This is a genomic window from Polaromonas sp. P2_G11, from assembly GCF_056403595.1.
In genome coordinates, this window is record NZ_JBFUFE010000006.1 from 263,171 (window position 1) to 289,748 (window position 26,578).

General features: G+C 62.7%; 28 protein-coding genes. 4 read left to right on the forward strand and 24 right to left on the reverse strand.

The features are described from left to right. Window positions 1-61 precede the first annotated feature (61 nt). The 14 genes from AC1DWQ_RS21320 to AC1DWQ_RS21385 form a co-directional block, all read right to left on the reverse strand. Window positions 62-1,102 carry an ABC transporter ATP-binding protein gene (locus AC1DWQ_RS21320; RefSeq protein ID WP_477671432.1) on the reverse strand — a complete coding sequence of 347 codons (1,041 nt, stop codon included), beginning with the start codon at window positions 1,100-1,102 and terminating at the stop codon, window positions 62-64. Then, window positions 1,099-2,076 carry an ABC transporter ATP-binding protein gene (locus AC1DWQ_RS21325; RefSeq protein ID WP_477671433.1) on the reverse strand — a complete coding sequence of 326 codons (978 nt, stop codon included), beginning with the start codon at window positions 2,074-2,076 and terminating at the stop codon, window positions 1,099-1,101. The genes AC1DWQ_RS21320 and AC1DWQ_RS21325 overlap by 4 nt, the downstream gene beginning before the upstream one ends. A gap of 129 nt (window positions 2,077-2,205) precedes the next feature. After that, window positions 2,206-3,123: an ABC transporter permease gene (locus AC1DWQ_RS21330; RefSeq protein ID WP_477671434.1), complete on the reverse strand. Its 918-nt coding sequence runs from the start codon at window positions 3,121-3,123 to the stop codon at window positions 2,206-2,208. Between the two features lie 243 nt (window positions 3,124-3,366). Beyond that, window positions 3,367-4,950, reverse strand: coding sequence for an ABC transporter substrate-binding protein (locus AC1DWQ_RS21335; RefSeq protein WP_477671435.1), 1,584 nt, complete (start codon window positions 4,948-4,950; stop codon window positions 3,367-3,369). A 72-nt stretch (window positions 4,951-5,022) separates the two neighbouring features. Next, the gene (locus AC1DWQ_RS21340) at window positions 5,023-6,003 is read right to left on the reverse strand and encodes an ABC transporter permease (protein WP_477671436.1); all 981 of its coding nucleotides are present in this window, start codon (window positions 6,001-6,003) and stop codon (window positions 5,023-5,025) included. Between the two features lie 162 nt (window positions 6,004-6,165). Continuing rightward, on the reverse strand, window positions 6,166-7,563 hold the full coding sequence (locus AC1DWQ_RS21345) for a TAXI family TRAP transporter solute-binding subunit (RefSeq protein ID WP_477671437.1): 1,398 nt from the start codon (window positions 7,561-7,563) through the stop codon (window positions 6,166-6,168). Window positions 7,564-7,701: 138 nt separating this feature from the next. Further along, the gene (locus AC1DWQ_RS21350; protein WP_477671438.1) at window positions 7,702-8,001 is read right to left on the reverse strand and encodes a copper-binding protein; all 300 of its coding nucleotides are present in this window, start codon (window positions 7,999-8,001) and stop codon (window positions 7,702-7,704) included. 11 nt (window positions 8,002-8,012) lie between these two features. Then, window positions 8,013-8,495: a DUF411 domain-containing protein gene (locus tag AC1DWQ_RS21355; RefSeq protein WP_477671439.1), complete on the reverse strand. Its 483-nt coding sequence runs from the start codon at window positions 8,493-8,495 to the stop codon at window positions 8,013-8,015. A 22-nt stretch (window positions 8,496-8,517) separates the two neighbouring features. Then, entirely contained in the window at window positions 8,518-9,012 is a 495-nt protein-coding gene (locus AC1DWQ_RS21360) for a cupredoxin domain-containing protein (RefSeq protein ID WP_477671440.1), read from the reverse strand. Between the two features lie 49 nt (window positions 9,013-9,061). After that, window positions 9,062-9,649 (reverse strand): Spy/CpxP family protein refolding chaperone, encoded by a 588-nt coding sequence (locus AC1DWQ_RS21365; RefSeq protein ID WP_457279238.1) that lies wholly within the window; start codon window positions 9,647-9,649, stop codon window positions 9,062-9,064. A gap of 21 nt (window positions 9,650-9,670) precedes the next feature. Then, window positions 9,671-11,056 (reverse strand): multicopper oxidase family protein, encoded by a 1,386-nt coding sequence (locus AC1DWQ_RS21370; protein ID WP_477671441.1) that lies wholly within the window; start codon window positions 11,054-11,056, stop codon window positions 9,671-9,673. Window positions 11,057-11,080: 24 nt separating this feature from the next. After that, window positions 11,081-12,250: a TolC family protein gene (locus tag AC1DWQ_RS21375; RefSeq protein WP_477671442.1), complete on the reverse strand. Its 1,170-nt coding sequence runs from the start codon at window positions 12,248-12,250 to the stop codon at window positions 11,081-11,083. An 8-nt stretch (window positions 12,251-12,258) separates the two neighbouring features. Next, window positions 12,259-12,594 carry a hypothetical protein gene (locus tag AC1DWQ_RS21380; protein ID WP_477671443.1) on the reverse strand — a complete coding sequence of 112 codons (336 nt, stop codon included), beginning with the start codon at window positions 12,592-12,594 and terminating at the stop codon, window positions 12,259-12,261. 113 nt (window positions 12,595-12,707) lie between these two features. Then, window positions 12,708-13,151, reverse strand: coding sequence for a hypothetical protein (locus AC1DWQ_RS21385; protein ID WP_477671444.1), 444 nt, complete (start codon window positions 13,149-13,151; stop codon window positions 12,708-12,710). A 129-nt stretch (window positions 13,152-13,280) separates the two neighbouring features. On the opposite strand from AC1DWQ_RS21385, the gene AC1DWQ_RS21390 reads away from it, so the two are divergent. Then, complete coding sequence (locus AC1DWQ_RS21390; protein WP_477671445.1) at window positions 13,281-14,339, forward strand: DMT family transporter; 1,059 nt, start codon at window positions 13,281-13,283, stop codon at window positions 14,337-14,339. Window positions 14,340-14,372: 33 nt separating this feature from the next. Here AC1DWQ_RS21390 and AC1DWQ_RS21395 read toward each other — a convergent pair whose 3' ends face one another. From AC1DWQ_RS21395 to AC1DWQ_RS21435, 9 genes are all read right to left on the reverse strand, one after another. Beyond that, window positions 14,373-14,651, reverse strand: a complete 279-nt coding sequence (locus AC1DWQ_RS21395) for a hypothetical protein (RefSeq protein WP_477671446.1) — start codon at window positions 14,649-14,651, stop codon at window positions 14,373-14,375. A 28-nt stretch (window positions 14,652-14,679) separates the two neighbouring features. After that, on the reverse strand, window positions 14,680-15,846 hold the full coding sequence (locus tag AC1DWQ_RS21400; RefSeq protein WP_477671447.1) for an MFS transporter: 1,167 nt from the start codon (window positions 15,844-15,846) through the stop codon (window positions 14,680-14,682). Window positions 15,847-16,050: 204 nt separating this feature from the next. Then, a complete protein-coding gene (locus tag AC1DWQ_RS21405) occupies window positions 16,051-16,707 on the reverse strand; it encodes a DUF1989 domain-containing protein (protein WP_477671448.1) in 657 nt (218 codons plus the stop codon). Window positions 16,708-16,719: 12 nt separating this feature from the next. Next, the gene (locus tag AC1DWQ_RS21410) at window positions 16,720-17,496 is read right to left on the reverse strand and encodes an amino acid ABC transporter ATP-binding protein (RefSeq protein ID WP_477671449.1); all 777 of its coding nucleotides are present in this window, start codon (window positions 17,494-17,496) and stop codon (window positions 16,720-16,722) included. Next, complete coding sequence (locus tag AC1DWQ_RS21415; protein WP_457279229.1) at window positions 17,486-18,166, reverse strand: amino acid ABC transporter permease; 681 nt, start codon at window positions 18,164-18,166, stop codon at window positions 17,486-17,488. The genes AC1DWQ_RS21410 and AC1DWQ_RS21415 overlap by 11 nt, the downstream gene beginning before the upstream one ends. A gap of 21 nt (window positions 18,167-18,187) precedes the next feature. Next, entirely contained in the window at window positions 18,188-18,850 is a 663-nt protein-coding gene (locus tag AC1DWQ_RS21420; protein WP_457279228.1) for an amino acid ABC transporter permease, read from the reverse strand. A 128-nt stretch (window positions 18,851-18,978) separates the two neighbouring features. Then, window positions 18,979-19,767 (reverse strand): transporter substrate-binding domain-containing protein, encoded by a 789-nt coding sequence (locus AC1DWQ_RS21425; RefSeq protein ID WP_477671450.1) that lies wholly within the window; start codon window positions 19,765-19,767, stop codon window positions 18,979-18,981. Then, a complete protein-coding gene (locus AC1DWQ_RS21430; protein WP_477671451.1) occupies window positions 19,764-20,549 on the reverse strand; it encodes a GntR family transcriptional regulator in 786 nt (261 codons plus the stop codon). Before AC1DWQ_RS21430 ends, AC1DWQ_RS21425 begins: the two co-directional genes overlap by 4 nt. Window positions 20,550-20,736: 187 nt before the next feature. Further along, entirely contained in the window at window positions 20,737-21,690 is a 954-nt protein-coding gene (locus AC1DWQ_RS21435) for a Bug family tripartite tricarboxylate transporter substrate binding protein (RefSeq protein ID WP_477671620.1), read from the reverse strand. Between the two features lie 273 nt (window positions 21,691-21,963). On the opposite strand from AC1DWQ_RS21435, the gene AC1DWQ_RS21440 reads away from it, so the two are divergent. The 3 genes from AC1DWQ_RS21440 (at window position 21,964) to AC1DWQ_RS21450 (ending at window position 25,998) form a co-directional block, all read left to right on the forward strand. After that, window positions 21,964-23,718, forward strand: a complete 1,755-nt coding sequence (locus tag AC1DWQ_RS21440; RefSeq protein ID WP_477671452.1) for a long-chain fatty acid--CoA ligase — start codon at window positions 21,964-21,966, stop codon at window positions 23,716-23,718. A 55-nt stretch (window positions 23,719-23,773) separates the two neighbouring features. Then, window positions 23,774-24,886, forward strand: a complete 1,113-nt coding sequence (locus AC1DWQ_RS21445) for a mandelate racemase/muconate lactonizing enzyme family protein (protein WP_477671453.1) — start codon at window positions 23,774-23,776, stop codon at window positions 24,884-24,886. Window positions 24,887-25,056: 170 nt separating this feature from the next. Then, window positions 25,057-25,998, forward strand: a complete 942-nt coding sequence (locus tag AC1DWQ_RS21450; protein ID WP_477671454.1) for an ion transporter — start codon at window positions 25,057-25,059, stop codon at window positions 25,996-25,998. Here the strand turns inward: AC1DWQ_RS21450 and AC1DWQ_RS21455 are convergent. Beyond that, a complete protein-coding gene (locus tag AC1DWQ_RS21455) occupies window positions 25,995-26,555 on the reverse strand; it encodes a YaeQ family protein (protein ID WP_477671455.1) in 561 nt (186 codons plus the stop codon). The two genes, AC1DWQ_RS21450 and AC1DWQ_RS21455, sit on opposite strands and share 4 nt — an antisense overlap. Window positions 26,556-26,578: the final 23 nt, after the last annotated feature.

Consider the following 26,578-nt stretch of genomic DNA (forward strand, 5'->3'; position numbering starts at 1 on the left):
ACATATTAACCAAGCCGGTTCCGCTTTGCATGGCCGTGCCTGGGTTCCTGGTATTTGTTCCCTAAATTCGGCCCTCTTCAACCGCATGGCAGGCCACACGAACGCCTTCGAGCTGCAGAAACTCCGGCCGTTCGCTGCGGCAACGCTCGTTGGCATGCGGGCAACGTGGGTGGAAGGTGCAGCCGGTGGGCGGGTTCAGCGGATTGGGCACTTCGCCCGACACAGGGGTGCGGGCGCGGCCGGTGTCGTGCATCTTGGGGATGGCATCCAGCAGCATGCGTGTGTAGGGATGGCGCGGTGTGCCGAACAGGCTGTGCTTGTCGGCCAGTTCCACGACGCGGCCCAGGTACATCACGCCGACGTGGTCGCTGACGTGGCGCACCACTGCGAGGTTGTGCGAGATGAAGAGGTAAGTCAGGCCGCGCTTTCGTTGCAGGTCCTTCATGATGTTGAGCACCTGCGCCTGCACGCTCACGTCCAGCGCCGAGGTCGGTTCGTCGCAGACCAGGAACTCGGGCTCCGTGGCCAGTGCGCGCGCGATCGATATGCGCTGGCGCTGCCCACCCGAGAATTGATGTGGATACTTGGGCTTGTCCAGCGCAGACAGGCCCACCGACCTCAGCAGTTCGTCCACGCGTTCCTTGAGTGCTGCGCTGTCACTCAGGATGCCGTGCTCGTGCAACGGTTCTGCGATGATGTCCTCCACCGTCCAGCGCGGGTTCAGGCTGGCATAGGGGTCCTGAAAAATCATCTGGATGCGCCTGCGCAATTGCCGGCCCTGGGGTGTCTTGAAAGCGGAATGCGCATCCTGGCCGTCAAAGGTCAATCCACCGCGCGTCGGCTCATAGAGACCCACTAGCAGGCGGGCGACGGTGCTTTTGCCGCAGCCCGATTCGCCGACCAGTGCCAGCGTCTTGCCTCTCTCGATGTCGAAGCTTACGCCGTCGACGGCCTTGAGCAGCAGGCGGGGCTTGCGCTCCAGCACGCGGTTGAGCCAGGGCGGCGACACATCGAAAGTCTTGGCCAGGTCGTGCGCCTGGACCAGCGGTTCCCCAACCTTTGCTGCGTTTTGCAATACTTCGGCATTCAGGATGTCGCTCATGCGGCCACCCCCGCATGCGCGTCATGCAACCAGCACGCCGCCCGCGTGGCGCCGGCCGGCATCAGGTCCGGCCTGTCCTGGCGGCAGCGTTCAAAGGCCTTGGGGCAGCGCGGATTGAAGGCGCATCCCTGTGGGATGGCGTTCAGGCGCGGCATGGCGCCGTCGATCTGATACAGGCGCTCACGCTCCACGGTAATGTCGGGAATCGCGGCCATCAGGCCCGCCGTGTAGGGATGCGAGGGGTGGTTGATCACCTGGTGCACTGGGCCTATCTCGGCGATCCGCCCGGCATACATCACGGCCACACGGTCACAGGTTTCGGCGATCACGCCCATGTCGTGGGTGATCAGCATGACGGCGGCGCCGCGCTGCCGGCAGATATTTTTGAGCAGGGTGATGATTTGTGCCTGGATCGATACGTCAAGCGCGGTGGTCGGTTCGTCGGCCACGATGAGCTTGGGCTCGGCCGCCAGCGCCAGGGCGATTACCACGCGCTGGCGCATACCGCCCGAGAACTGATGCGGGTAGTGGTCTATGCGCTGGGCGGCTGCGGGAATGCCGGTGTCATCCAGCAGTTCGATGGCGCGCGCCCGGGCTTCCTGCGTGCTGACGGGCAAATGAGCCTGGATGGTTTCCACCAATTGCCGGCCTATGGTGTAGAGCGGATTCAGCGAGGTCAGCGGATCCTGGAAGATCGCGCCTATCTTGCGCCCCCGGATGTGACGCATGCGTTCGTGGGGCAGGTTGTCGATGCGCTCGCCCTCGAGCAGGATCTGGCCGCCCGCCACGCGCCCGGGCGGCTCCAGCAGGCCGATGATGGCCGCCCCGGTCAGCGACTTGCCCGCGCCCGATTCACCGACCACGCCAAGGATTTCGCCAGGGGCGATGTCAAACGAGATGTCGTCCAGCGCACGCAGCGTGCCACGCCGGCCGGGAAACTCGACCACCAGGTTCTTGATTTGTAAAAGACTCATTGACGGTTCAGCTCACGAAGTGAGCGATGAGTAAGGTTTTTCCGCCGGGCCGCCCCAAGGAAAAATGCGCTCCCTCGGGGGGCAGCTTAGTACACGTAATGACAAGCGTGGGGGCATTCATTTTTCGGCCTACCTTAGACGGGGATTGAGGGCATCACGCAACCAGTCACCGAGCAGATTCACGCTCAGCGCAATCAACACCAGCATCAGGCCCGGGAACACGGTGATCCACCACTCGCCCGAGAACAGGTAGTCGTTGCCGACACGGATCAACGTACCCAGCGAGGGTGAGGTGGGCGGCGCGCCCACGCCCAGGAAGGACAGCGTGGCTTCGGTGATGATGGCGGTCGCCACCTGGATGGTGGCAAGCACCAGTACAGGCCCCATCACATTGGGCAGCACATGGCGCCGCATGATGCGCAACGGCGAGACACCGGTGACGCGTGCGGCCTGTACATATTCCTTGCTGCGTTCCACCATGGTTGATCCGCGTACCGTGCGCGCGTATTGCACCCAGCCCGCCTGCCCCATCGAGATCGACAGAATCAGCACGCCCATGGCGAGGAGCTGACTCGCGTCAGGAAACACCGCGCGGCCCACACCGGCGATCAGCAGCGCGACCAGGATTGGCGGAAAAGATGACATCACATCGCATACGCGCATCAGGGCCGCGTCGATCCAGCCGCCGCGAAAGCCCGCGAGCAAGCCCAGCGACACGCCAGCCAGCATGGAGAGGATGACAGAGGCCACGCCCACTATCAGTGAAATGCGCGCGCCATACATCAGCGCCGATAAAATGTCCCGCCCCTGGTCATCGGTGCCCAGCAGGTATTTCGAACTGCCCTGCGCGCTCCAGGCCGGGGGCAGGCGCGCATCGCTGAGCTCCAGTGTGCTGAGGTTGAACGGGTCATGCGGGGCCACCCAGCCGGCAAACACCGAACAGAAAACGCAGACCAGCGCAATGGCCGCCGCAAGCATCGCAACCGGCGAGGTGCGAAAACTGTGGACCACATCGCTGTCAAACCAGCGCGCAAGAGTTTTTGTCATCAAAAGAATGCGTAGTCCGTATTAACTAGGGTCGAGTAAAGCGAGTCCTGTGCCAGCAACAGCGCGGAGCCGGCTTTGCCGGGCCGCCGCTGTTGTCCCCTGCAGGGGAGAGGCCGTTACGCGAAGCGAAAAGGCAACAGGGGGGAGGTTACCTTCAGCGCGGAACCGGCTTGCCATGCCGCTGCTGTTGTCCCCTGCAGGGGAGAGGCCGCTACGCGCAGCGAAAAGGCAACAGGGGGGTGTTTACTTCTTCACAGTTATCCACTTGAAGAACATGAAGTTGTCGGCCATCTGGACCAGTTCCACCTTCTTGTTCATGCCCCAGGCCAGCGACTGCTGGTGCAGCGGTATGTGGCCGATGTCGGCCCCGTGGATGTCGAACGCTTCCTTGATCATCGCATTGCGCTTGGTCTTGTCGGTTTCGGATTGGACCTTCCTGGTCAGTTCGTCAAACTTCGGATTGCAATATGCGCCCAGATTGAACTGGCCAGCGCCCTTGTCGTCGACACAGGCGACCAGGGCATTCATGGCGTTGTGGGCGTCATAAGTGCCGGGTGTCCAGCCCAGCATGTAAAAGCTGGTGTCGCGACGCAAAATCTTGGGGAAATAGGTGCCTTTGGTTTCAGCCTGGAGGTTGATCTTGACGTTGATGCGTGAAAGATTGGCTGCCACAGCCTGGCAAATCCGGCTGTCGTTCACATAACGGTCATTCGGACAGTTCATGGACACTTCAAAACCACTCGCATAGCCGGCATCTGCCATCAGTTTTTTGGCGGCTTCAGGGTCGTAGGGCAAGCGCTTGTTCTGGTCGGCCTGGAAGCCGTTGATACCGGGGCCAATCAGCAGCGCTGTCGGGTTGGAGCCGCCGCGCATCACGGTTTTCTTGATGCTTTCGATGTCGATGGCCTGATAGAAGGCCTGGCGCACGCGCTTGTCCTTGAACGGGTTTTTGCCCTTCACGCTGGAATACAGGAGTTCGTCGCGCTTTTGGTCCATGCCCAGGAAAATGGTGCGCAGCTCTGGTCCGGCCAGAACACGGGTTGCGGCGTTGCTGTTGACACGGTCAATATCCTGCACCGGCACGGGCTCCATCACGTCGACTTCACCGGACAGCAAGGCTGCCACGCGCGTGGCGTCGTTGCCGATGGGGGTGAAGACCACCTCCTGAACGTTGCCTTCAATCTTGCCCCAGTAGGTGCCGTTGCGGACAAAGGTGGTGCGCACATTGGGTTGACGCTCCCGTACCCGGTAAGGGCCGGTGCCGTTGGCACGGAAGGACGCGGCGTTTTCAATGCCTTTACGGCGGTCCACCGGTTTGGTCGCCTGGTTGGTTTCGCACCATTTCTTGCTCATGATGTAAACCAGCGTGATCACGTCGGGCAAGATGGGAAAGGGTGTTTTGGTTTCGATCTCAACCACATGGTCGTTGATCTTGCGCACTTCCTTGAAGTCGTTGGTGTAGCTCTTCATGTCCGAGCCGTCGGCCTGGGTGCGGTTAAAGCTGAACACCACGTCATCGGCGGTGAACGGCGTGCCGTCGTGAAACTGCACGCCCTTGCGCAGTTCGAAGCGCCATACGGAAGGTGATGTCTGTTTCCACGAGGTCGCCAGGCCAGGCGCCAGGCTCAGGTCCTTGTTGCGGATGACCAGGCCTTCATAGGCATTGCCCGTCACGCTGAGCTGAAGCGATTCGTTCAGCGAGTGCGGATCCATCGACAAAGAATCGCCCTGGTTGGCGACTCGCAGGGTTTGCGCCGAAGCGATAAAACTTGTGGCCGTGAGGCCGCACAGCACAGCGGCTGAAAGCAGATTGGACTTGAATTTCATCAGGAACTCCTTGTGAAAGGGATGGGGACTTGCGGGTGTAAAAAATGAAATAAAGGGGTGCGGCCTGCGCCATCAGTGGCCCGCGGCATTGCCGACGCGAAGCCGGGGGTCCACTGCGAAATACAGCAGGTCGACGACCAGGTTGATGGCCACAAAAATCAGCGCAATCAGGCACAGGTAAGCGGCCATGACGGGGATGTCGGCAAAGGTCACCGCCTGGATGAACAGCAGGCCCATGCCGGGCCATTGAAAGACGGTTTCGGTGATGATGGCAAAGGCGATCAACCCGCCCAGTTGCAGACCGGTAATGGTCATTACCGGCACCAGCGTGTTGCGCAAGGCATGGCCGAAATGGATGGCCCGGTCGGGCAGGCCGCGCGCCCGTGCGAACTTGATGTAGTCGGTGCGCAATACCTCCAGCATTTCGGCGCGCACCAGCCGCATGATCAACGTGAGCTGAAAGACCGCCAGCGTCACGGCCGGCAGGACGATGTGGTGCCAGCCGTCGGCCTTGAAGAGGCCTGTGCTCCACCAGCCGATCTGCACTGTCTCGCCACGGCCAAAGCTCGGGAACCAGCCCAGGCCCACGGCGAACACCAGGATCAGCAGGATACCGATCAGGAAAGTGGGCAATGAAACACCCAGCAGTGACACCGTCATGAACACCTGGCTCAGGAACGAGCCGCGGCGCAGCGCCGAATAGACGCCCATCGGGATACCGATGAGCAAGGCCAAAACGGCCGCCACCAGCGCAAGCTCCAGCGTCGCGGGAAAACGTTCGGAAATCAGGCGCGATACCTTGGCGCCCTGTCGCAGGCTCAAGCCGAATTCGCCCTGCGCGGCGTTGACCAGGAAATGCCAGAACTGGACGATAAAAGGCCGGTCCAGCCCGAGGTCGGTGCGCAGTTGCCGGATCTGCGCCGGTGTGGCGTCCTGCCCCAGAAGGAACACCACCGGGTCACCGACATACTGAAAGAGCATGAAGGCAATCAAGGCGACCACGACCATCACGATCACGGCCTGGATCAGGCGGCGCAGAATAAAAGCAAGCATTGGCCAAAGAAAAGTGTCGGACGATACTAGCAGAGCAATTGCTATGCCGACACAGGGGTTTACTTTAGGGTTAAAGAACCGCGTGGCCCCGGCAATTGCCCTGAATCGGGCTTTTCATTGCCCTTTTAAGGTGCCGCGCGCCTCTTTGCGGCGCGACCGGCTCTAAAGCCGTTGCAGTTTTTTGCGGACCAGGTGGATGTTGCTGCGCAGCGCATACAACTCGTCGGTATAGGACAGCGGCACCGTGATTTTTTCGGCGCGGCTTTCCAGGTTGTTGAGTTCTTCCAGCAAGGCCGCGTTGCCACTGTTTTCCCCGGAGATTTCCACGCGGTTTTCGATGTCGCGCAGTTGGCCGTACCAGCGGAAGATGCGTGAACGCACACGAAAGGCATACAGCGGCGGGATGATGCGCGACAGCGGCAGCATGATGGCGATGATGATGCCCATCGCCAGCCACATCCGCTCGACCAGGTTGGCCACCCAGAAGGGCAGGTAGCGCTGCAGTACGGGGGTGCCGTTCTTGATGGCGCGCTCGGCCTCCTTGGCAATGGGCAATTCGCTGTTGTCGCGGTTCGGGTATTCGCGGGCGCTTTTGAACCAGCCGGCCCCGCCATGGATGTCGTTGCCGGCCTGGGCCAGCAGCTGCTGCAGCGCGGGATGAATACCGGAGCGCGTGATAAGTGAGGTGGTCGATGCGACCAGCCGTACGTCATCGGGCGGAATATTGCTCGCCAGATCCACCACGCCGCGTGGCAGGCGGGTCGGCGTCAAAAATGCAAAGCGCCGCGAATAGGCTTCGCTCTGGGCAAAATTCATGAGCTTGACGCCGGGGGTTTGCAGCAGCATCTGCACCATCAGCGACTCCGGGGCGGACGCGAACACAATCGCGTCCAGTTCCCCGCCCAGAAAGGCCACGGTCGCGGGCGTCTGCTCCAGTCTCGACACTTTCATCGTAGCGGGATCGATGCGGTTGCTGTCGAACAGTTTCGCCATCAGGCTTGGGACGCCGCTGCCTGGCGTTCCCAGGTTGACGCGCAGGCCCTGCAATTGCGTGAGCGATGTGAGGCTGGCGTCTTCGCCCGTATCCGCGGAGTCTGCCTTTGGGGCGAGTCGGCTGCCTGGCGCCTTCGCGGCCCGTGCCGCGGCAGCTACTTTGCGCGCCGCATCTTCCCGGTAGAACAGCCAGAGCGGTTCCACAAACAGGCTGCCCAGCGACGACAGGTCTTCTTCATCCTGGGCGGTGTAGTCGCTGGTGCCGCCCTGGACAAAACCGACGTCCACCTTGCCTTCGCGCAGCAACTGCAGGTTGGCGGCTGAGCCTTCCGAGGGCACAAGGACCACCTGGATGCCCTCCTGAGCCAGCGCCTTGGCGTAGCGTTTGCCGAATTCTTCATAGGCGCTTTGCGCCGGGCCGGTCGCCAGGCTTACCCGCTTGGGCGGGTTCGGGTCCAGCCACCAATAGGCCAATACCAGCAGCGCCGCCGCCAGCAGGATGAACGGGCCGGCGGAGACCCACAGATCGCGCAGGGACAACAGGGTGTAGCGAATGGTTTTAGGCATGCGCCGAACCATAGCATGGGGCCGCTGCCGGCCTGCAGGCAAAGTTTGTCTATTGGTAAAAATGGCCTGCAGGCCAATCAGGACAAGCGCAAGAAGCTATCAAAATGAGAGCGGATTGGCGATCGTGCCGGTGGGCGCTTACTTGCGGGGTTCGATGGAAAGCACGGTATAGGTCCCGTTGATCCTGTCCACAGTGAAACTGACCTTGTCCCCGGCTTTCACGGTTTCCAGCATCGCGGGGTCCTTGACCTGGAACACCATGGTCATGCCGGGCATGTCCAGGTTCTTGATCTCACCGTGCTTGAGGGTGATCTTGCCGGCCTCCTTGTCGACTTTGCGGACTTCGCCTTCGGTCGGCGGCAAGGCCGCCTGCGCCAGGGCAAGCGACGTGGCCAGTACGGCAAAGAGGGCAGCCCCTATGCGGTTAAAACGTTTCATGGGGAATCCTTTCAGGTGCGGTGATAGCTTTGGTAAATGCGGGTACTGCCATCGCGGTGAACCAGCAGCACGTCATACGGGTCTTTGCGTCCGCCATAAAGCGGCGCATCCATGCCGGGCGAGCCCACCGGCATGCCGGGAACGGCCAGGCCTACGGCCTGCGGGCTCTCTTTGAGCAGGCGGTAGATCTCACGGGCCGGCACATGGCCTTCCAGTGCGTAGCGCTTGCCGGCCAGGCTGACTTCCGCCGTGTGGCAGGAGCCGAGCTTTTCCGGGATGCCGAGCCGGGTCCGCGCCGCCGTGTTGCCGCTGTCGTGAATGCGAACCTGGAACCCGTTGGCCTGCAGGTGCGCCACCCAGTCCTTGCAGCAACCGCAGTCAGGGTCTTTCCAGACTTCGACGGGTACTTGGGTCTGGGCCCACAGTGCCGGGGTGAGGGCTGAGGCGCTTGCAATCGCGGCCGTCACCTGGATGAGTTGTCGTCTTTGCATCATGTGTGCTCCTTGTGTGAACGGATCAGCGGGCCGCAACAGTGATCTTGCCCACCATGCCTGCCTGGTAGTGGCCGGCGATCAGGCAGGCGAAGTCGAATTCGCCGGCGCGGTTGAAGGTCCAGACCAACCCGCCCGACTTGCCCGCCGGCACGTGCGCCATGTAGGGCTCGTCGTGCTCCATGCCCGGAAACTTCACCATCATCGCCGCGTGTTCGTCGAGATTCTTTTGGGTCCCGATCACCAGTTCATGCAAAAGTTTGCCGCGATTGCGGATTTCAAAACGCACGGTTTCGCCTTGCTTGAACGAGAGCTTGTCGGGTGTGAACCGCATGTTGTCGTCCATGGATAGCGTGACGGTTCGTGTGGCTGCGCTGGCATCGCCCGCAATGCCCCAGGGCTTTTGCTCTTTCGGGGCCGGGGCAGCACTGGGGCTGTGGACAGCATCGCCGTGGGCGAAAGCCGGCGCGGCCGAAGCTGCAACAACGGCGGCGGCAAGAATGGCGGTAAGTGGGTTCATGGTGTGGTCCTTGTGGATGAAGTTAAAGAGTCAAAAGTTCAAAGTCAAATCAATGTTGGTGCCCGGGATGCCCGGCCGCTGTGCCCGGCGCATCGCTGTAGCCGCGCAAATCCGCGTAAAGGTTTATCTGCTGCGGTGTCAATAAACCTGCCTGTTGCAAGTGCGTATGCAAGTGCGAGGCACGCAACTGGGCTTGAAGCAGGCCAATCTGCCGGGTCAGGGCATCAACCTGTGCCGCGTTCACCTGCCTGCCGGCAAAGGCGCTGTCCAGGTCACGCTCGGCCTCCACCAGCCTGGCGCCCAGCGCGCGGGCCTCGGCCTTGTGCTGGTTCATCAGTGCTTCGCTGGCCTGCTTTTGCGCGGCGCTCAGCGCCAGCGGGCCGGCCAGTTCCAGCACGTGCATGGGCCCCGGGTAACCGTTCAATTCGGCCGCTTTGGCTTGTTCCATGCCTTTGCCGGCCAGAAGGTCAGCGGTTTGTGCCGCCGACAGGGCTTTGATGCCGCGCGCTTGCTGGCCCGCGTAGGGACTTGCTGCGGGGTTTTCACCCCTCGTCTGGCCATGTTGGGCAAACAGGGCTGTAGCGCCCGACAGTAAAGCGCAAGCAGCTATCAATTTAAGAGCGTTTTGGGTTTTCATGGTGTTCCTCAAGGTTCTGGGTCAGTGGCCGGTATGGCCCTGGGGTTTGCGGATATTGATTTCAGTGCCGCCCGCAGGTGCGGCCGGATTGCCAGGCTGGGGGCGGGCCGGGTCGGGCAGGGCGCCCTTCCACTCATAAGCCTGCGTGCCGGCCGGCTGCCGGTACCAGCCCGGGTCCTTGTATTCGCCGGGCTTCTGGTCCCCGCGCACCTTGAGCACGCTGAACATGCCGCCCATTTCCACGCCGCCGTAGGGGCCCTTGCCCGTCATCATGGGCGCGGTGTTGTCGGGGATCGGCATCTCCATCTCCCCCATATCGGCCATGCCGCGTTCGCCCATCACCATGTAGTCGGGCACAGCCTTCTGGATTTTCCTGACGAGACCGCGGTGGTCCACGCCAATCATGGTGGGCACGTCGTGACCCATGGCGTTCATGGTGTGGTGGCTTTTGTGGCAATGAAAAGCCCAGTCGCCTTCCTCGTCCGCCAGAAATTCAAACTGGCGCATCTGGCCCACGGCAACATCCGTCGTCACTTCCGGCCAGCGGGCCGGCCGCGGCGTGGGGCCGCCGTCGGTGCCGGTCACCGTGAACTCGTGCCCGTGCAGGTGCATCGGGTGGTTGGTCATGGTGAGGTTGCCCACACGTATGCGCACCCTGTCGTTCCTGCGCACCACCAGCGGGTCAATGCCGGGGAAGATGCGGCTGTTCCAGCTCCACAGGTTGAAGTCCAGCATGGTCATGATCTTCGGCGTCATGCTGCCGGGTTCGATGTCGTAGGCGTTGAGCAGGAACACGAAGTCGCGGTCGACGACGTCGATGAGCGGATGTTTTTCCCTGGGGTGTGTGACCCAGAAACCCATCATGCCCATGGCCATCTGCGTCATTTCGTCGGCATGCGGGTGGTACATGAATGTGCCGGGGCGCCGCGCCGCGAACTCATACACAAACGTCTTGCCCACCGGGATCGCCGGCTGGTTCAGCCCGGCCACGCCGTCCATGCCATTGGGCAGGCGCTGGCCATGCCAGTGGACGCTGGTGTGCTCGGGCAGTTTGTTGGTGACGAATATACGAACGCGGTCGCCCTCGACGACCTCAATCGTGGGGCCCGGGCTCTGGCCGTTGTAGCCCCACATGTGGGCCTTGAAGCCCGGTGCCATTTCGCGCACCACCGGCTCCGCCACCAGGTGGAATTCTTTCACGCCGTTGTTCATGCGCCAGGGCAGCGTCCATCCATTCAGGGTGACGACCGGGTTGTAGGGCCGGCCGTTCGGCGGCGCCAGCGGCGGCGCGGTATCGGGCTTGTTCATCGTCACGGGTTCCGGCAGCGCGGCCATCGCCACCTTGCTGACGGACGCGGCAGCTGCCGCTGTCAGCGCCGCGCGGTTAAAGAAATTTCGTCGATTCATGGGATTCCTTGTGTTGGGGGGCGCTCAGTGCGCTGCGGCTGTGGCGGCGCCGGTTTTGCCGGAAGGCCTGGACGAGGCCGTGCCGGGCGATGCGCCGGCAAGCACCGTCTGAAGGTCGGCTTCGGCAAGCCAGAAGTCGCGTTGCGCCTCGATGGTGCCGGCAGCGGCCAGGGTCTGCGCGCGGGCGCCGGCCAGCAGGTCAAAGACGCTGGTGAGCATACCGTTGTAGCGCAGTACCGTTTCATCCTGGATGAAGCGGTAAAGCGGCATCACCTCCGTCTGGTAGTGGCGTGCCAGGTCGTAGGCCGTGCGGTAGCTGTGGTAAGCCTCGCGTGCTTCGCTGCGCGCCCTGACCGCCAGTTCGCGCACACGTGCCGAATCACCCAGGGTGTCCCACAGGCCGTCGGCACCGGGTTGGGGCCGGATGGCGCGTTGCCCTGCCCATTGCGCCGTCGCCAGGCGCAGGTCCAGCCGCTGCTGCAGCACGCGGCTTTCGATGTCCGGCATGTCTTCCGCTTTCGGGGGCAGGTCGGGCAGCCGCTCGGGCAATGTGAAGCCGGCTTGCGTGCCCCACAGGCCCATCACCACCACGAGTTTTTCGCGCTCGCTGAAAGCGGCCTGCCGGGCGCGCGCCAATTGCGCCGTGGCCTCGGCCAGCAGCAGTTGTTCGCGGGCCTGCTGCAGCTTGCTCCAGTTGCCTGCGCGTGCCATGCGGCGCGCCAGCTCGCCGCCGGTCTCCGCGTTCTCCCTGGCCTCGTCCATAAAGCGCGCTGTCTGCGCGGCAGCCACCGCGTTGATCCAGGCTTTGCGGGTATCGCTTGACAGCAGGGTGATGTCTTGCGCGGCCTTGAGTTTGGCCGGGCTGGCAGACACGGCATCCGTGATGTTGACGCCTTCGCCGGCCAGGGACAGTTGCAGGCCGGGGTTATTGAGCAGTGCAATGCGCACCGCGCTTTCTGCGCTGAGCGGGCCTTTCAGCAGGTCGGCAACGGCGGCGCTGTTGTCTTTGCCCGGCCGCGCAATGAGCACGGGGGGCGAAGTGCCCGAGCCGCCCGGTTGCGGGGCGGCCAGCGCCTGCAGGCCACTCACGCCGCCGTCGGGCACTGCCGTTGTGCAGCCCGCGAGGGCCAGCATGAGCAGCGCCAATGAACCCAGACGTGGAGCGGTGTGGCGGTGGCCGGCAGCGGAGGTCATGCCGGGCTTCATGGTTTCGAGGCGGCGGGCGCCGCAGGTTCGGTTCGTGGTGCCTGGGCCTCTTCCCATTTCAGCAGGTCGGCATGCCCCTTTTTGAATTGGCCCGCAGTGGTGTTGGATTTTTTCCAGTCATCGCTGGCCGGCTCCACGCCTTGCGGACGGTTCACAAATACGGACTGGTACGGGGTGGATGGCACCAGCGTGCCCGGGCTGGCAGCTTGTTCGGTGGGTCGGGGGTTCACCCGGGGGTAGGGATCTGTCTGTGCATGGGCCCCGGCATAACCGATGAAAAACAGCGCGAGGGCCAGCGCTGTGCGCGGGCGGGAAATGAAACGAATGGTCACAAGAATCTCCTGGATACAAGCGGGGCGATTTGCGGAAAATCGCGGGTATCCGGCGTCAAGAGCCTGAAAGGCCCTGCCGGACGGCAAGTACAGGCCCAGTACGGGCCTGGAGATCAGGAAATGGGTGGTTTTTGGCCCAGCGCGGCGTCGGCGCTGGCGAACTGGTCTGACGCTGGACGCAGCAGGCTGCGCCCTTGGAAAACGGGGCTGTGGTCCGGCACCGCCAGCGACAGCGCGACCGTATGGCAGGCCTGGCATGCCGCGCAGGATTCACAGCCGGTATCGCTCGACTGGGGGGTGTTCCCCGAGGTTTGCCCGGCGCAGTCGTGCATGGCCATGGTTGCTTCGGGCGACGTCTCTTCGTGGCCTGAATGGCCCTCAACCCCCATGTGGTGAGCGGAAGCAGCTATCGTTTTGGTAGCGGACTGTTCCTGTTCCACGGAAGCAAGCCGCCCGTGTTGCACATGGGCTGCGGCCATTTGCGTCGCCATCGCATCGCCCACCCAGCCGCGCAAGGGCAGCAGGGCGATCATCAGGGCGAAGAGCAGGTGGCGCATGGGTGAATGATAGGCGATGCGTTTAAAAAGTTCCCGCGGCAAGCCGTTAAGCTTGCCATCGCAAGGCCGGCAGTGGAAACTGTTGTGATCACTCATGACAAGCAGGTTCGTCCTTTGAAACTTCATTCCATGCTTTTGAAGCCTGGCGTTGCAGCCGCCCTGGCCTCGGCTTTCCTGTTCGGCGCGGGCACGCCGCTGGCCAAGTCGCTGCTCGGCCAGGTCAATCCCTGGATACTCGCCGGGCTTTTGTACCTGGGCTCAGGTCTGGGGCTGGCGATTTATCGGCGCCTGCGCGGCGCTGCCCGGCCACGCCTGAACCGCGGCGAGGGTCGCTGGCTGGCCGCGGCCGTGCTGTGTGGCGGCGGGCTGGCGCCGGTGCTGCTGATGTACGGCCTGTCGGCGATGCCTTCCAGCCATGCGGCCCTGCTGCTCAATGCCGAGGCGGTATTGACCGCCGTGCTTGCCTGGATGGTGTTCAAGGAAAATTTTGACCGCCGTATTGCGGCGGGCATGGCCGCTATCGTGGCGGGTGCCGTGCTGCTGAGCTGGCCGCAGCAGGCAGCGGCCACGGCGGGGTCAACATTCAGCGCGCTGTGGCCCGCGCTGGCCGTGACTTTGGCGTGTTTTTTTTGGGCGCTGGACAACAACTTCACGCGCAAGGTGTCGCTGGTGGATGCGTCATGGATTGCCTGCGTGAAAGGGCTGGTGGCCGGTGTCACCAATCTGCTGCTGGCCTTTTTGGCAGGCGCGGCGTTGCCGGGTGCGGTACAAATCTCCGCCGCGATGGCGGTCGGCCTGCTGGCCTACGGCGTGAGCCTGGCGCTTTTTGTGGTGGCCTTGCGGCACCTTGGGGCATCAAGGGCCGGTGCCTACTTTTCGACGGCGCCTTTTGTGGGCGCATTGTTTTCCGTGGTGTTTCTTGCCGAGCCCGTCACCTGGCAACTGGTGGGTGCCGCCTTGCTGATGGCCATCGGCATCTGGCTGCACCTGACCGAGCATCATGCGCACATGCATCGGCACGAAGCGCTGGAACATGAACACCTGCATGCGCATGACGCGCATCACCCGCATGAGCATGCGCAGGCGGTTCCAGGAATGCATTCACATCGCCACCGCCATGAGCCCCTGGCCCACAGCCATGCGCACTACCCTGACGCCCATCACCGCCACGGGCATTCCGGTGGCTGAAGAAGACGGCCTCGTTTAGACCGCAAACAGGTCTCAGGATTTCTGAAGTTGCAGCTGCGCCTTGTCGATCCAGAGCTGCAGGCTGTCCAGCAATTCCTTCTGGCTGAATGAACAGCTTTCCTCGGTGAACAGTGCGGCGGACTCCAGCCGGTTGAGCAGTTGCGACAGCACATCACTGAAGCGGGCCGGCAAGGCAGCTGCAAGGCTTTGCTGCTGCGCAGCCATTTGTGCAAAGGTGCCCGCGCGAATGCCGTCACTGCGCAGTTGCTGCAGTGCGTCCTGCAATGCTTCGAGTTGCTGTTGGGGTGTCATGTTCTGGTTGTGGAGCTTGAAGGGACGTTCAGGCGGCGGCGGACACCTGCACCCGGGCCGGCATGCGGTCGAACACCAGCGTCAGCATGGCCAGCAAACCAAAAGGCACGCCGACCCAGCCCAGCTGCGCAAAACCCACCTGATCGAGCACCGCACCGCTGACCACAGCGCCCAGCGCCGTGCCCACGTACAGCATGGAGCCATTGAGGCTGAGCAGCAGCGGTGCCTGTGCGGGCGACAAGGTGGCCAGCCGGCTTTGCTGCGGTGCCATCAGCCCGAAACCTGCAATGCCCCACAGAACCAGCACGGCCATGGTGGCCGGCACATGGCCGCGCGTCAGCGGCAGCAGGCACATCATCGCCACCAGCACAGCCAGCTGCACGCGCATGCTGCGCAGTGCGCCAAAGCGGTCGGTGGCCCAGCCGCCCATCAACGTACCGGCCACGCCCGCCAGGCCGAAGACGGCCAGCGTGGCGGAAAGCTGCGCTGAACTCATGGGGTTGAGCGCCTGCAGTACCGGACCGACATAGGCAAAAACACTGAAGATGGCAATGAAATACAGCAGCGTTCGGCCCCATACGCGCAGCACCGCGGGCTGGCGCGCTGCGGCGCGGAAACCCGCAAAGCTGGTGCCTGCGCTGGCCATGTCGGCCGGGATCAGCCAGCTCGCCGCGATCAGCGCCGCCAGGCTGGCCCCGGCCGACAGCCAGACCGGCACGCGCCAGCCAAACTCAAAGCCCAGCCAGGCGCCGATCGGCAAGCCCACGGCGTAGCTGATGCTCATGCCCAGGAAGGTGATGGACAGCGCCCTGCCGCGCAGCGATGGCACCACCATGCTGACCGCCAGCGCCGATGCTGCGGCGGTGAACATGGCACCTGCTCCCATCAGTACGCGGCCCAGCAGCAGCAGGGGAAAGTTGGGCGCGACGGCGCAAACCAGGCAACCGGCGGTAAACAGGCTGAGTGCCAGCTGGACGGCGCGCTTGCGTGGCCACCTGGCGGTAAGGATGATGAGCAGGGGCGCCAGCACCGCGGTGGCAATGGCGTATGCCGTCATGGCCTGGCCGGCGGCCGCCACACTGATGCCCAGCGAGGCACTCATGGGCTGCAGGATGCCGCCGAGCACAAAAGCCCCGCTGCCGATCACGAGGTTGCACAGGGCGAAGAAATAGAGAATGGGCGGCATGGCAGTCATGGGCAGCAGGAATCCGGTGGGCAGATCAGGGTGAAGGCATGGTTGCGGGCGGGCGAGCGGTTAGGCAACAAATCGGCCTTCGGCCCAACCGGAATCAGCGCAAGCAGCTATCAAATTGAGAGCAACAAAAAGACGTCACCGCTATTGTGCGGGAACTCACCCAATCCTGCAGGAGCGGGTGAAAGGCGGTCTTGCGCGGCCCCGTCAGGTTTGCGGGATCCAGGGCCCGCTGGCGGGCAGGGTTGATGTGCTTTGCAGCACTTCCAGGTCTACCGGCTGCGGCGTGTTGTCGCCCGCACCCTGGATTTTCACGATGTCCTGCGGGCAGGCGGAAAACGCGACAAAGCAGTCCATCTCGGCGCGCAGCGTGATCGAGTCACCGGCCTTCGTCACGGTGGGCAGGGTTTTGAGTGTGATGCCGTCGGGCTGCACCCGGATGTTCATGAAGATGTTGAACGAAGCGAGGATGGCGCGTGGCGGCGTCAGGCCCAGCTCGAACATGCCTTCAAACATGTTGTCGCAGCAGTTGCGGTGGTAGCCCTTGACACCCAACAGTTCATAGCGGCGGCGGTCGCAGGCGGCCATGAAGGTGTCGTGTACGCCGGGCGTGCTGTCTTCCACCACGGTGAGGATGGGGTGGCGCTGGTTAGTGACGAAAGAGTCGCCGACGACAGGATTCAGGTGCTGGTTCCACACGCGGGTGGTTTCCATGCACATGAATTCGTTCAGGTCGTAGGCATTGAACGCCCAGCAATCGACCACCTGCGTGCCGTGGGTGTTGATGACCTTCACGGCTTGCCCGGCCTGCAGGCGCAGCGCCTTGCCGTGGCCGGCAGGGATGTGCAGGGCGCCGGGCGTCATGGATTCCCCAGGTTACTGGATCATCCCGAGGAACTGCTTCAGCTCGGCGGTTTGCGGATTCGAAAACACTTCGTCGGGCGGCCCGATCTCGTGCACGCGGCCCTGGTGCATGAAGACCACTCGGTCGCAGACCTTGCGGGCGAAGTTCATCTCGTGCGTCACCATCAGCAGCGTCATGCCTTCGGCGGCGAGGCTTTCCACGACCTGCAGCACTTCACCGACGAGTTCAGGGTCCAGCGCCGAGGTGATCTCGTCGCACAACAGCACCGAAGGCTGCATGGCCAGTGCGCGCGCGATCGCCACGCGCTGTTGCTGCCCGCCCGAAAGCTGGTCGGGCCAGGACTCGAATTTTTCGGCCAGGCCCACGCGTTGCAGCAGCGCACGCGCGTGTTCTTCTGCGGGGGCACCGGCCGTCTTCTTGACCAGCGTCGGTGCCAGCATGATGTTTTTGCCAACGGTCAGGTGCGGGAAGAGGTTAAAGCTCTGGAAGATCATGCCGACATGCTGGCGCAGCTCGCGCATGACCTGCGGGCTGTCGTGCAAAAGGTGCTTGCCGTCCACACGCAGCGTGCCGCTCTGAAAGACTTCCAACCCGTTGATGCAGCGCAGCAGCGTGCTTTTTCCCGAGCCGCTTTTGCCGATGATGGCGATCACTTCGCCGGCCTTGACTTCCAGATCAATGCCCTTCAAAACCTCGTTGGCTCCGAAGCTTTTGCGAAGTTGATTGATCTCGACAAGAGTCCTGTCGGACGAAGTTGTTGCGGGGGATGATGCGACGTTAGCGTCCATTTCTGGCTTTCCTCTCAAGCTTGCGGGCATACAGGGACACGGGGAAACACAGCGCGAAGTACATCAGCGCGACGCAGCTGTACACCACAAAGGGTTTGAAGGTGGCGTTGGTGATCATGGTGCCGGCCTTGGTCAGTTCGATAAAACCAATCACCGAGGCCAGCGCCGTGCCCTTGATGACCTGCACCAGAAAGCCCACGGTGGGCGGCACGGCAATGCGCACAGCTTGCGGCAACACGATGTACTTGAGCTGCTCTCCAAAGTTGAGCGCCAGGCTTTGCGCGGCTTCCCATTGGCCTTTGGGGATGGCGTCAACGCAGCCGCGCCAGATTTCGGCGAGGTAGGCGCTGGTGTAAAGCGTCAGCGCCACCGCGGCGGCCACCCAGGCCGGCACATTGATGCCGAAAAGCGCCAGGCCGAAATAGGCCAGGAAGAGCTGCATCAGCAAGGGCGTTCCCTGGAACAGCAGCACGTAGCCGTCCAGCGCGCGGCGCGTGATGAGGGCCGCCTTCTGCGCGCCCGGCACCGCGCGGGTGGCGGACAGCCGGCCCACCAATAGCAGCATGCCGACGATGCCGCCGCCTATGAAGGCGACGAGCGACAGCACAACGGTCCAGCGCGCCGCAAGGAGCAGGTTCCTGAAAATATCCCAGACAGAAAATTCAATCATGGTATTGCCCGGCCTTTCCAGTTAGCGACCAAAAAGGAACTTCGGACCCATCCAGTTGAGGAGCTTGCGCACCGCAACGGAGAGCACCAAATAGATCAGCGTGGCGATGATGAAGGCCTCAAACGCCCGGAAGTTGCGGCCCTGGATCAGGTTGGCGGCGTAAGACAGCTCCTGCGTCGAAATTTGCCCGCACACCGCGGAGCCCAGCATCACGATGATGATCTGGCTCACCATGGCGGGCCAGACTTTCTTGAGTGCCGGCGGCAGCACCACACGGGTATAAATCTGCACCCGGTTGAGTGCCAGGCTTTCGGCGGCTTCAATTTGTCCGCGTGGCGTGGCTTCAACGCCCGCGCGAATGATCTCGGTGGCGTAGGCAGACAGGTTGATGACCATCGCCAGCACCGAGGCCGTCTCAGGCGAAAGCCTGAAGCCCGCAGCCGGCAGGCCGAAGAAGATAAAGAACAGCTGCACGATAAAAGGCGTGTTGCGGATCAGCTCCACATACGTGCCGACAACCCAGCGCAGCCACGTGGGCCCGCTGGCGCGCGCCCAGGCAAACGCCATGCCCATGAACATGCCGAGTACCGACGAGATCGCCGTCAGGCCCAGCGTCCAGGCAACCCCAATGGCCAGCAGCGGCCATTGCGACAACACGGCCATGAAATCCAACTCAACGCGCATCTGGTGCTCTCCTGTTGAACGACGATTGCCTTCCCTACCAGTAGCCGCAGTGGAACCGGCTTAGCCGGGCCACAAGCGGCGCCCCCTGCAAGGGGGAGGCGGTTACGCGCAGCGAACCGCAACGGGGGTCAGGGAAGATTGCCGGCAGGGCGGCCCAGCCATTTCATCGCGATCTTGTCCAGGTCGCCATTTTTCTTGGCTTCGGCAATGACTTCATTGACCTTCAGGCGCAGCTTGTCTTCACCTTTGGCCACGCCGATGAAGTTGGGGCTGTCGGCGAGCAGCAGTTTGTACTCGGTGTTCAGTTGCGGGTTCTTGGCCATCATGTTGCCGGCCACGGAGGCGCCGGTGGCGATCAGCTGCACCTGGCCTGCGGTGTAGGCCGACACGGTGGTGTTGTTGTCTTCAAAGCGCTTGATGTCGGCGCCGGCAGGTGCAACCTTGCTCAGTTCCTGGTCTTCCAGGGCGGCGCGCGTGACGCTGATGCTCTTGCCGGAAAGATCGGCAAACGACTTGACGCTGACGCTCTTGGGACCGAACACGGCCTGGAAGAAGGGCGAGTAGGCCACCGTGAAGTCGATGACTTTCTCCCGGTCGGGGTTTTTGCCCAGCGTGGAGATCACCAGGTCGGCTTTTTTGGTTTGCAGATAAGCGATGCGATTGGCGCTGGTGACAGGCACGAGCTCGATTTTTACGCCGAGTTTTTGCGCGATGTAGCCGGCCATTTCCACGTCCAGGCCCTGGGGTTTCAGGTCAGTGCCGACCATGCCGTAGGGCGGGAAGTCGGTCGGGATCGCGATCTTGATCTCTTTGGCTTTCATGATGTCGTCCAGCGCAGTCTGTGCATGGACGCCGGTGGCGCCCAGCACGGCGGCTGCGGCAAGAGCAAGAGAAAAAACGCGTTTTCTGGAATTCATAGCAGGGCTCCAAGGTAGGTTGAGGAATCGTCAGTGGGTTTGGCCGAAGCACGGCCGGCTTTGCGAACACGGGTGGACAAATCTTTGGACGGCGCGTTGTCAAGCACTTGCGCGGCGAGCGGACTCAACGCGCTGCGCAGATGCGACAGCGGGTCGCCGGCGCCGACCTGCAGCTTGAGCGCGGCCTGCACGCTGCCGATATGGGCCTGCATGAGTTTTTCGGCCTTGGCCAGGTCGCCCTTTTCAAGCGCCTGCACGATCTGCACATGCTCTTCGCAGGATTGCGCCGCATCGTGCGACGACTGGTAGAGCATGGCAATGAGTGTGGTGCGCGCGGTGAAATCGCGCAGGGTATCGGCCAACAGGCTGTTGCCCAGGCATTCGGCCAGGCACACATGAAAGTCACCCAGCAAAAAGCTGCGCAGACCCACGTCGTCGCCTTTGACGGCGGCTTTCTCGCGGGTGAGGTGGCTTTTGAGCTGCTTGATGGCAGCCTTGCTGACGTCACCGGTACAGCGGATCAGGCCCATCTCGATCACGCGGCGCGCCTCGAAGGCTTCGCGCGCCTCTTCCTGCGAAGGCTCGATGACGTACCAGCCACGCCGGCTGCTGACGGTAACGATGCCGCGCACCGCCAGCCGGGTCAGGGCCTCACGCACGATGGTGCGGCTGCAGTCAAACAACATGGCCAGCTGCTGCTCGCCCAGGCGCGCGCCGGGCGCAAGCTTTTGCGCCATCACGGCTTCAATGATGCGGTTGGAGATGTCGGAGGCTGTGGCCATGCACCCTGTAGTGCATATCCCGTGCCAGCTGCCAAACTGGTTCAATTAACTGGTATACAAGTTATGTGCACCTGTCTGGCGTGCCTGGGAGCCAAAATTGCGGGGTTTTGGGGCCGTCTGCACCAGAAAGGGGAATGGCGTAGGCGCGTGGCTCTGGCTGCTGGCGCCTCTACCGCGCCGGATCCTGTCAGTCCAGCCTGGCACCGGAAGCCTTGACCGCCTGGGCCCAGCGCGGCATTTCAGCGGCCAGGAACTGGGCGAACTCATCACTGCCCATGAAGGCAGGGTCGGCCCCTTGCGTGACCATGCGGTTGCGGATGTCCGGGCTGGTCATGACCTGCTTGAAGGCATCGCTGAGTTTGGCCGTCACGTCCCTGGGCAGGCCTGCGGGTGCGAGGAAGCCGTAAAAGCCCACCACCTCGAAACCCTTGATGCCCGATTCAATCACCGTCGGGATGTCAGGCAGGGCGGGGTTGCGCTCCTTGCTGGTCACGGCCAGCGCACGGACCTTGCCCTGCTTGTGATAGTTGGCGGCCTGCGGAATCGATTCGCCCATGAACTGCACCTGGCCTGCCATCAGGTCGGTAAAAGCGGGGGCGCTGCCGCGGTAGGGGATGTGCACCATGAAGAGCCCGGTGGCATTCTTGAACATCTCGGGCACCAGATGGCTGATGCCGCCGTTGCCGGCCGATCCGTAGTTGACCTGGCCGGGCCTCGCCTTGGTGTAGGCGATGAATTCCTTGAGGTTGTTGACCGGTAGCTTGGGGTTGACCAGCAGGGCCAGCGGTTGCATGGCGGTGCGCGCAATCGGGGTGAAGTCTTTCAGCGTGTTGTAGGGCAGCTTGCTGTAGAGCGCGGGGTTGATCACCATCACGCCGGTGTTGGCCAGCATCAGGGTGTAGCCGTCGGGCGCGGCCTTCATGACGTCTTGTGCGCCCACGGTGCCGCCGGCGCCGGATTTGTAGTCGATCACGATGGGCTGACCCAGCACGGCCTGCAGGCGCTCGGTCAAGAGGCGTGCATGCTGGTCCAGCGGCCCGCCGGCCGGGAAGCCGATCACCACGCGTATGGGCTTTTCGGGAAAAGCCGCGAACGCTGCGCCAGACGCCAGCGCTGTGAAGGCCAGCGCGCAAGCTGACATCAGGGTTTTGCGTCGAAGGGCGAGAAATCGGGTCATGGTGTCTCCTGGATGTTTCTGCTTTTATTTCCGCGTGTAAGTGGTGAGGCCGGAAGGACTTCCGCCGTGAAAGGGGAATGCATGTGCTCTCGCACGGGCTGCCGTGCGGGTGCAATCCATCATAGTGAGCGCGGGTCGCTCAAGTGACAGTGTTTTATCAGGAGCTTCCCGGATGTGGGCAGTGTGGACTCGGGGTAGGCTTGGGTCCCAAGTCAGTACTTGTCTGGAGCCTTTTTCTTGACCCTTGATTCCAATACCGGCCAGGCCGTCCCCGCAGCAACTCCGCACAACCTGCACCACCAGGTCTGGCCCAAGCGCCTGCCGCACAGCATCACGCCGCCGGCGACTTCGCTCTGGCACAACCTGGCGGTCAGCGCGTTGCGCTTTCCGGACAAGCCCGCGCTGGTTTTCTTCAACCGCGCGCTCAGCTATGCCGAAGTGATGCGGCAAGCCGAGCGCCTGGCAGCCACGCTTTACCGCATGGGCGTGCGCAAGGGCGACCGCGTGGTGCTCAACATGCAGAACTGCCCGCAGTGGGTGATCGCGCACTTTGCGATCCTGCGGGCCAATGCCGTGGTCGTGCCGGTCAACCCGATGAACCGGGCCGAAGAACTCAAGCACTACATCACCGATCCCGACGCCAGGGTTGCCATCACCACGGCCGACCTGGCGCCCGAGCTGGCCAGGGCGAATGCACAGCTGGCACCCACCGACCGGCTCACGCACCTGGTGGTCACGCATTACAGCGATGCTTTTGACATGGAGCAATCCGGCGGCGACGATGCAGCGATGCCCGACGCCTGGCGCGAATGGCTGGGCACGCGCCACTCACTGCCCGCACTGGACGGCGGCACAGTGATGAGCTGGGCTGATGCGATGACGGCCGGAGAAACCACCGAGCTGCCCCCACACACCGCCACGCCGCAAGACCTGGCTGTGCTGCCCTATACCAGCGGCACCACCGGGCTGCCCAAAGGTTGCATGCACACGCATGCCAGCATCATGCACAACGCTGTGGCCAGTTGCCTGTGGGGCGGCAGCACGTTTGAAAACGTCACGCTGTCTGTGGTGCCGATGTTTCACATCACAGGCATGGTGTCGGTCATGCACGCTTCCATTTACGGCAGTGCGACGCTGGTCATCATGCCGCGTTGGGACCGCGAGCTGGCCGGGCGCCTGATCTCGCGATGGGGGGTGACACACTGGACGAATATCCCCACCATGGTGATCGACCTGCTGGGTAGTCCCAACTTCGCCAGCTTCGACCTTCGCAGTTTGGTCTACATCGGCGGCGGCGGGGCGGCCATGCCGCAGGCTGTGGCCCAGCGCCTGTGGGAACAATACGGCCTGCGCTTTGCCGAAGGCTACGGCCTGACGGAAACCGCGGCGCCCTCGCACAGCAACCCCTATGACGCCACCAAACAGCAATGCCTGGGCGTTCCCTTCATGAGCTGCGACTCGCGCATCATTGATCCGGTCACGCTCAAGGAAGTGCCACAGGGCGAGCAGGGCGAAATCATCATGAGCGGGCCGCAGATATTCCAGGGCTACTGGAAGCGCCCGGACGCGACGGCCGAAGCTTTTATCGAGCTCGACGGCAAGCGTTTCTTTCGCTCGGGCGATCTGGGGCGCATGGACGAGCAAGGCTATTTCTTCATTACCGACCGGCTCAAGCGCATGATCAATGCGTCAGGCTTCAAGGTGTGGCCGGCCGAAGTGGAGGCGCTGATGTTCAAGCACCCGGCCATCCAGGAGGCCTGCATCATCAGTACCAAAGACGCCTACCGCGGCGAAACCGTCAAGGCGGTGGTGGTGCTGCGCGCCGCGGCCAAAGGCCAGACGACGGAAGACGACATCATCAACTGGTGCAAGGAGAACATGGCGGCGTACAAATATCCGCGTGTGGTGCAGTTTGTCGATGCGCTGCCCAAGAGCGGCTCGGGCAAGGTCATGTGGCGAGCCTTGCAGGAAGCGGAGCAGGGCGCAAAGTGACTGACTCTGGCACGATGCGGGTTCTGAGCCTTCTGAGTGCCACCCGGAGACAAAATTGAAAATCACATCGGTCAAGCCGTTCATCCTGCATGTGCCCGTCACGGGCTCGCAGATTGCCGACAGCACCCACACCATTTCGCATTGGGGCGTGGTCGGGGCGCAGATAGACACAGACAACGGGCTCACCGGGTACGGCTTCACCGGCACCCATGCCCATTTGCCGAGCGACCAACTGATTACACGCTGCATCGAGACCTGCCATGCGCCGCTTCTGATCGGTGAAGACGCGGCAGACATCCAGCGTTTATGGCTCAAGCTGGCGCGCAACCCGGCCCTGCAGTGGGTGGGGCGCGCCGGCATCATCACGCTGTCTCAGGCCGCCATCGACATCGCGCTGTGGGACTTGAAGGCCAAGGCTGCGGGCGTGCCGCTGTGGAAGCTGCTGGGCGGCCAGGTGCGCGAGAAAGTACGCGCTTACAACACCGACATCGGCTGGCTGAGCATTCCCGACGACCAGCTGGTGACTGGGGCGAAGCGCGCAGTCGACGAAGGCTTCACCGGTATCAAGGTCAAGATTGGCTCCAGCGTCGACCGTGACCTGAAACGGCTGGAGGCCGTGCGCCGCGCCATCGGCCCCGCCATCACCATGGCAACCGACGGCAACGGCAAATGGGACTTGCCCACCTGCCAGCGCTTTTGCCGCGCGGCAGAGGCATTTGATTTGTACTGGATTGAAGAGCCGCTCTGGTACGACGACGTGAAAGGCCATGCGCAACTGGCGCGCAGCACCAGCATCCCCGTCGCGCTGGGCGAGCAGCTCTACACGCACGATGCGTTTGCGGAATTCTTCCACCAGGAAGCGATTCATTGGGTGCAGCCCGATGTGACGCGCATGGGCGGCATCACCGAAGTGCTGCGCGTCTGCGACACGGCGCATTCCTTCCGGTTGCCGGTGGCGCCGCACGCGGGCGACATGAGTCAGGTGCATGTGCACCTCAATCATGCCCACCCGGCCTGCACGGTGCTTGAATACATCCCCTGGATCAAGGACTGCTTCCTGGAGCCGGCCCAGGTGGTGGACGGCCACTTCAGCCTGCCGCAGCAGCCGGGCGCCAGCACCACGCCCACGGAAGCAGCCTGGGCCAGATACCACCAGCCGGCATCCTGATGTCGTTCGGATGATTTTTAGTAAAAAGTGGCTGAAAGCCATAATGGACGAGCGCAAGCAGCTATAAAAATAGTAGCAAAATCCTGCACGGCTGTGCCGGCTTTCCAGGTCAGGTATCGTGCTGCTCTGTCAAACCAACGAACACGCGGCGCTTGCTGCGCTTTTCCTGCATGGCCAAACCCGCTCCGTCTCTTCCTCCTTCGCCTGACCTGGATGACAAGCCGCTCGACGGCTGGCGGCTGCGCCTGTACACCATCATCTTTGAGGCCGACACCCGTGCCGGACGGCTTTTTGACAAGACACTGATCGCCCTTATCCTGGTCAGTATCGCCGTGGTGATGGCCGACAGCGTGCAGTCGATCCATGCTTCGCACGGCCGGGCGTTCGCGGTGGTCGAATGGATCTTCACGCTACTCTTCACCGCCGAATACATCGCGCGCCTGGTGTGTGTGCGCAAGCCGCTGCAGTACGCGACAAGTTTTTTCGGCATCATCGATCTGGTCGCCGTGTTGCCAACTTACCTGGCGCTGTTCTTTCCGGAACTCCATGCGCTCATCGATGTGCGCGTGCTGCGGCTGCTGCGTGTGTTCCGTATCTTCAAGCTGGCTGCCTACGTGGCTGAATACCAGTCGCTGGGCCGGGCGCTGGCAGCGAGCGGCCGCAAGATTCTGGTGTTCCTGTCAGCCGTGGTCATGATGGTGCTGGTGATGGGTACCGTGATGTACGTGGTCGAAGGGCCGTCCAACGGCTTTACCAGCATCCCGACCTCGGTCTACTGGGCCATCAGCACGGTCACCACGGTAGGCTTTGGCGACATCACGCCCAAGACAGACCTGGGCCGGCTGATCTCGTCATTCATGATGTTGCTGGGCTGGGGCATTCTTGCGGTGCCCACCGGCATCGTCACGGCCGAAATGGCGGCGGAGCGGCGGCTGCAGCATCTGGCCTTGCCGACCACGCGCACCTGCCATGAATGCCTGACCGAAGGCCACCTGCCCGAGGCAGACTTCTGCTTTCATTGCGGGGCAGCGCTGCCGCTTTATCAGCATCAAGACCAGCACAAGGATTCCGGGGACGCGAAGGATGCATCCTCTCGGCGTCCTGGTGTTTAAGACGCGCCGGCCGTCAACCGGCGCGGCGTGATCTCTATCGACCCGAGCGCTGTACTCATCCACACCGTGCCGTCCTGCACCGTCACCTGCAGCTGCATGCTGCGCTCAGCCAATTTGGCCAAGGCCTGGCTTTCTGCCGCATCGATCTGCCAGACCACCAGGTTGGCGGCGCGGGTGAGCTTGGTTTCAATGTTCTTCCACCAGACCGGTGTACTGCTGGCAAAGCTGTAGACGCTGACCTTTTCGGCCCGCCCGGCGGCCTTCATCAGGCGCTTGTCGTCGGGCTGGCCGACGTCAATCCAGTGCAGGATCTGCTCGGTGTAGTCCTTGTGCCAGAGCGCGGCTTCATCCACGTCCCACAAGTCCTTGGCAAATTCAAGGTTGCCCTTTTTGTCGTCGGCCGGCACGTTGAGCGCGAAGGCCAGCAGGCGGATCATCATGCGTTCGTCGGCCTCCGACGGGTGGCGCGCAATGGTCACGCTGTGGTCGGCGTAGATGCTGCGGTCCATGTCGGACAGGGCTAGCTGGGCTTTGTAGATAGTGGCTTTGAGTGCCATAGGATTTACTTCTTTATCTCTGG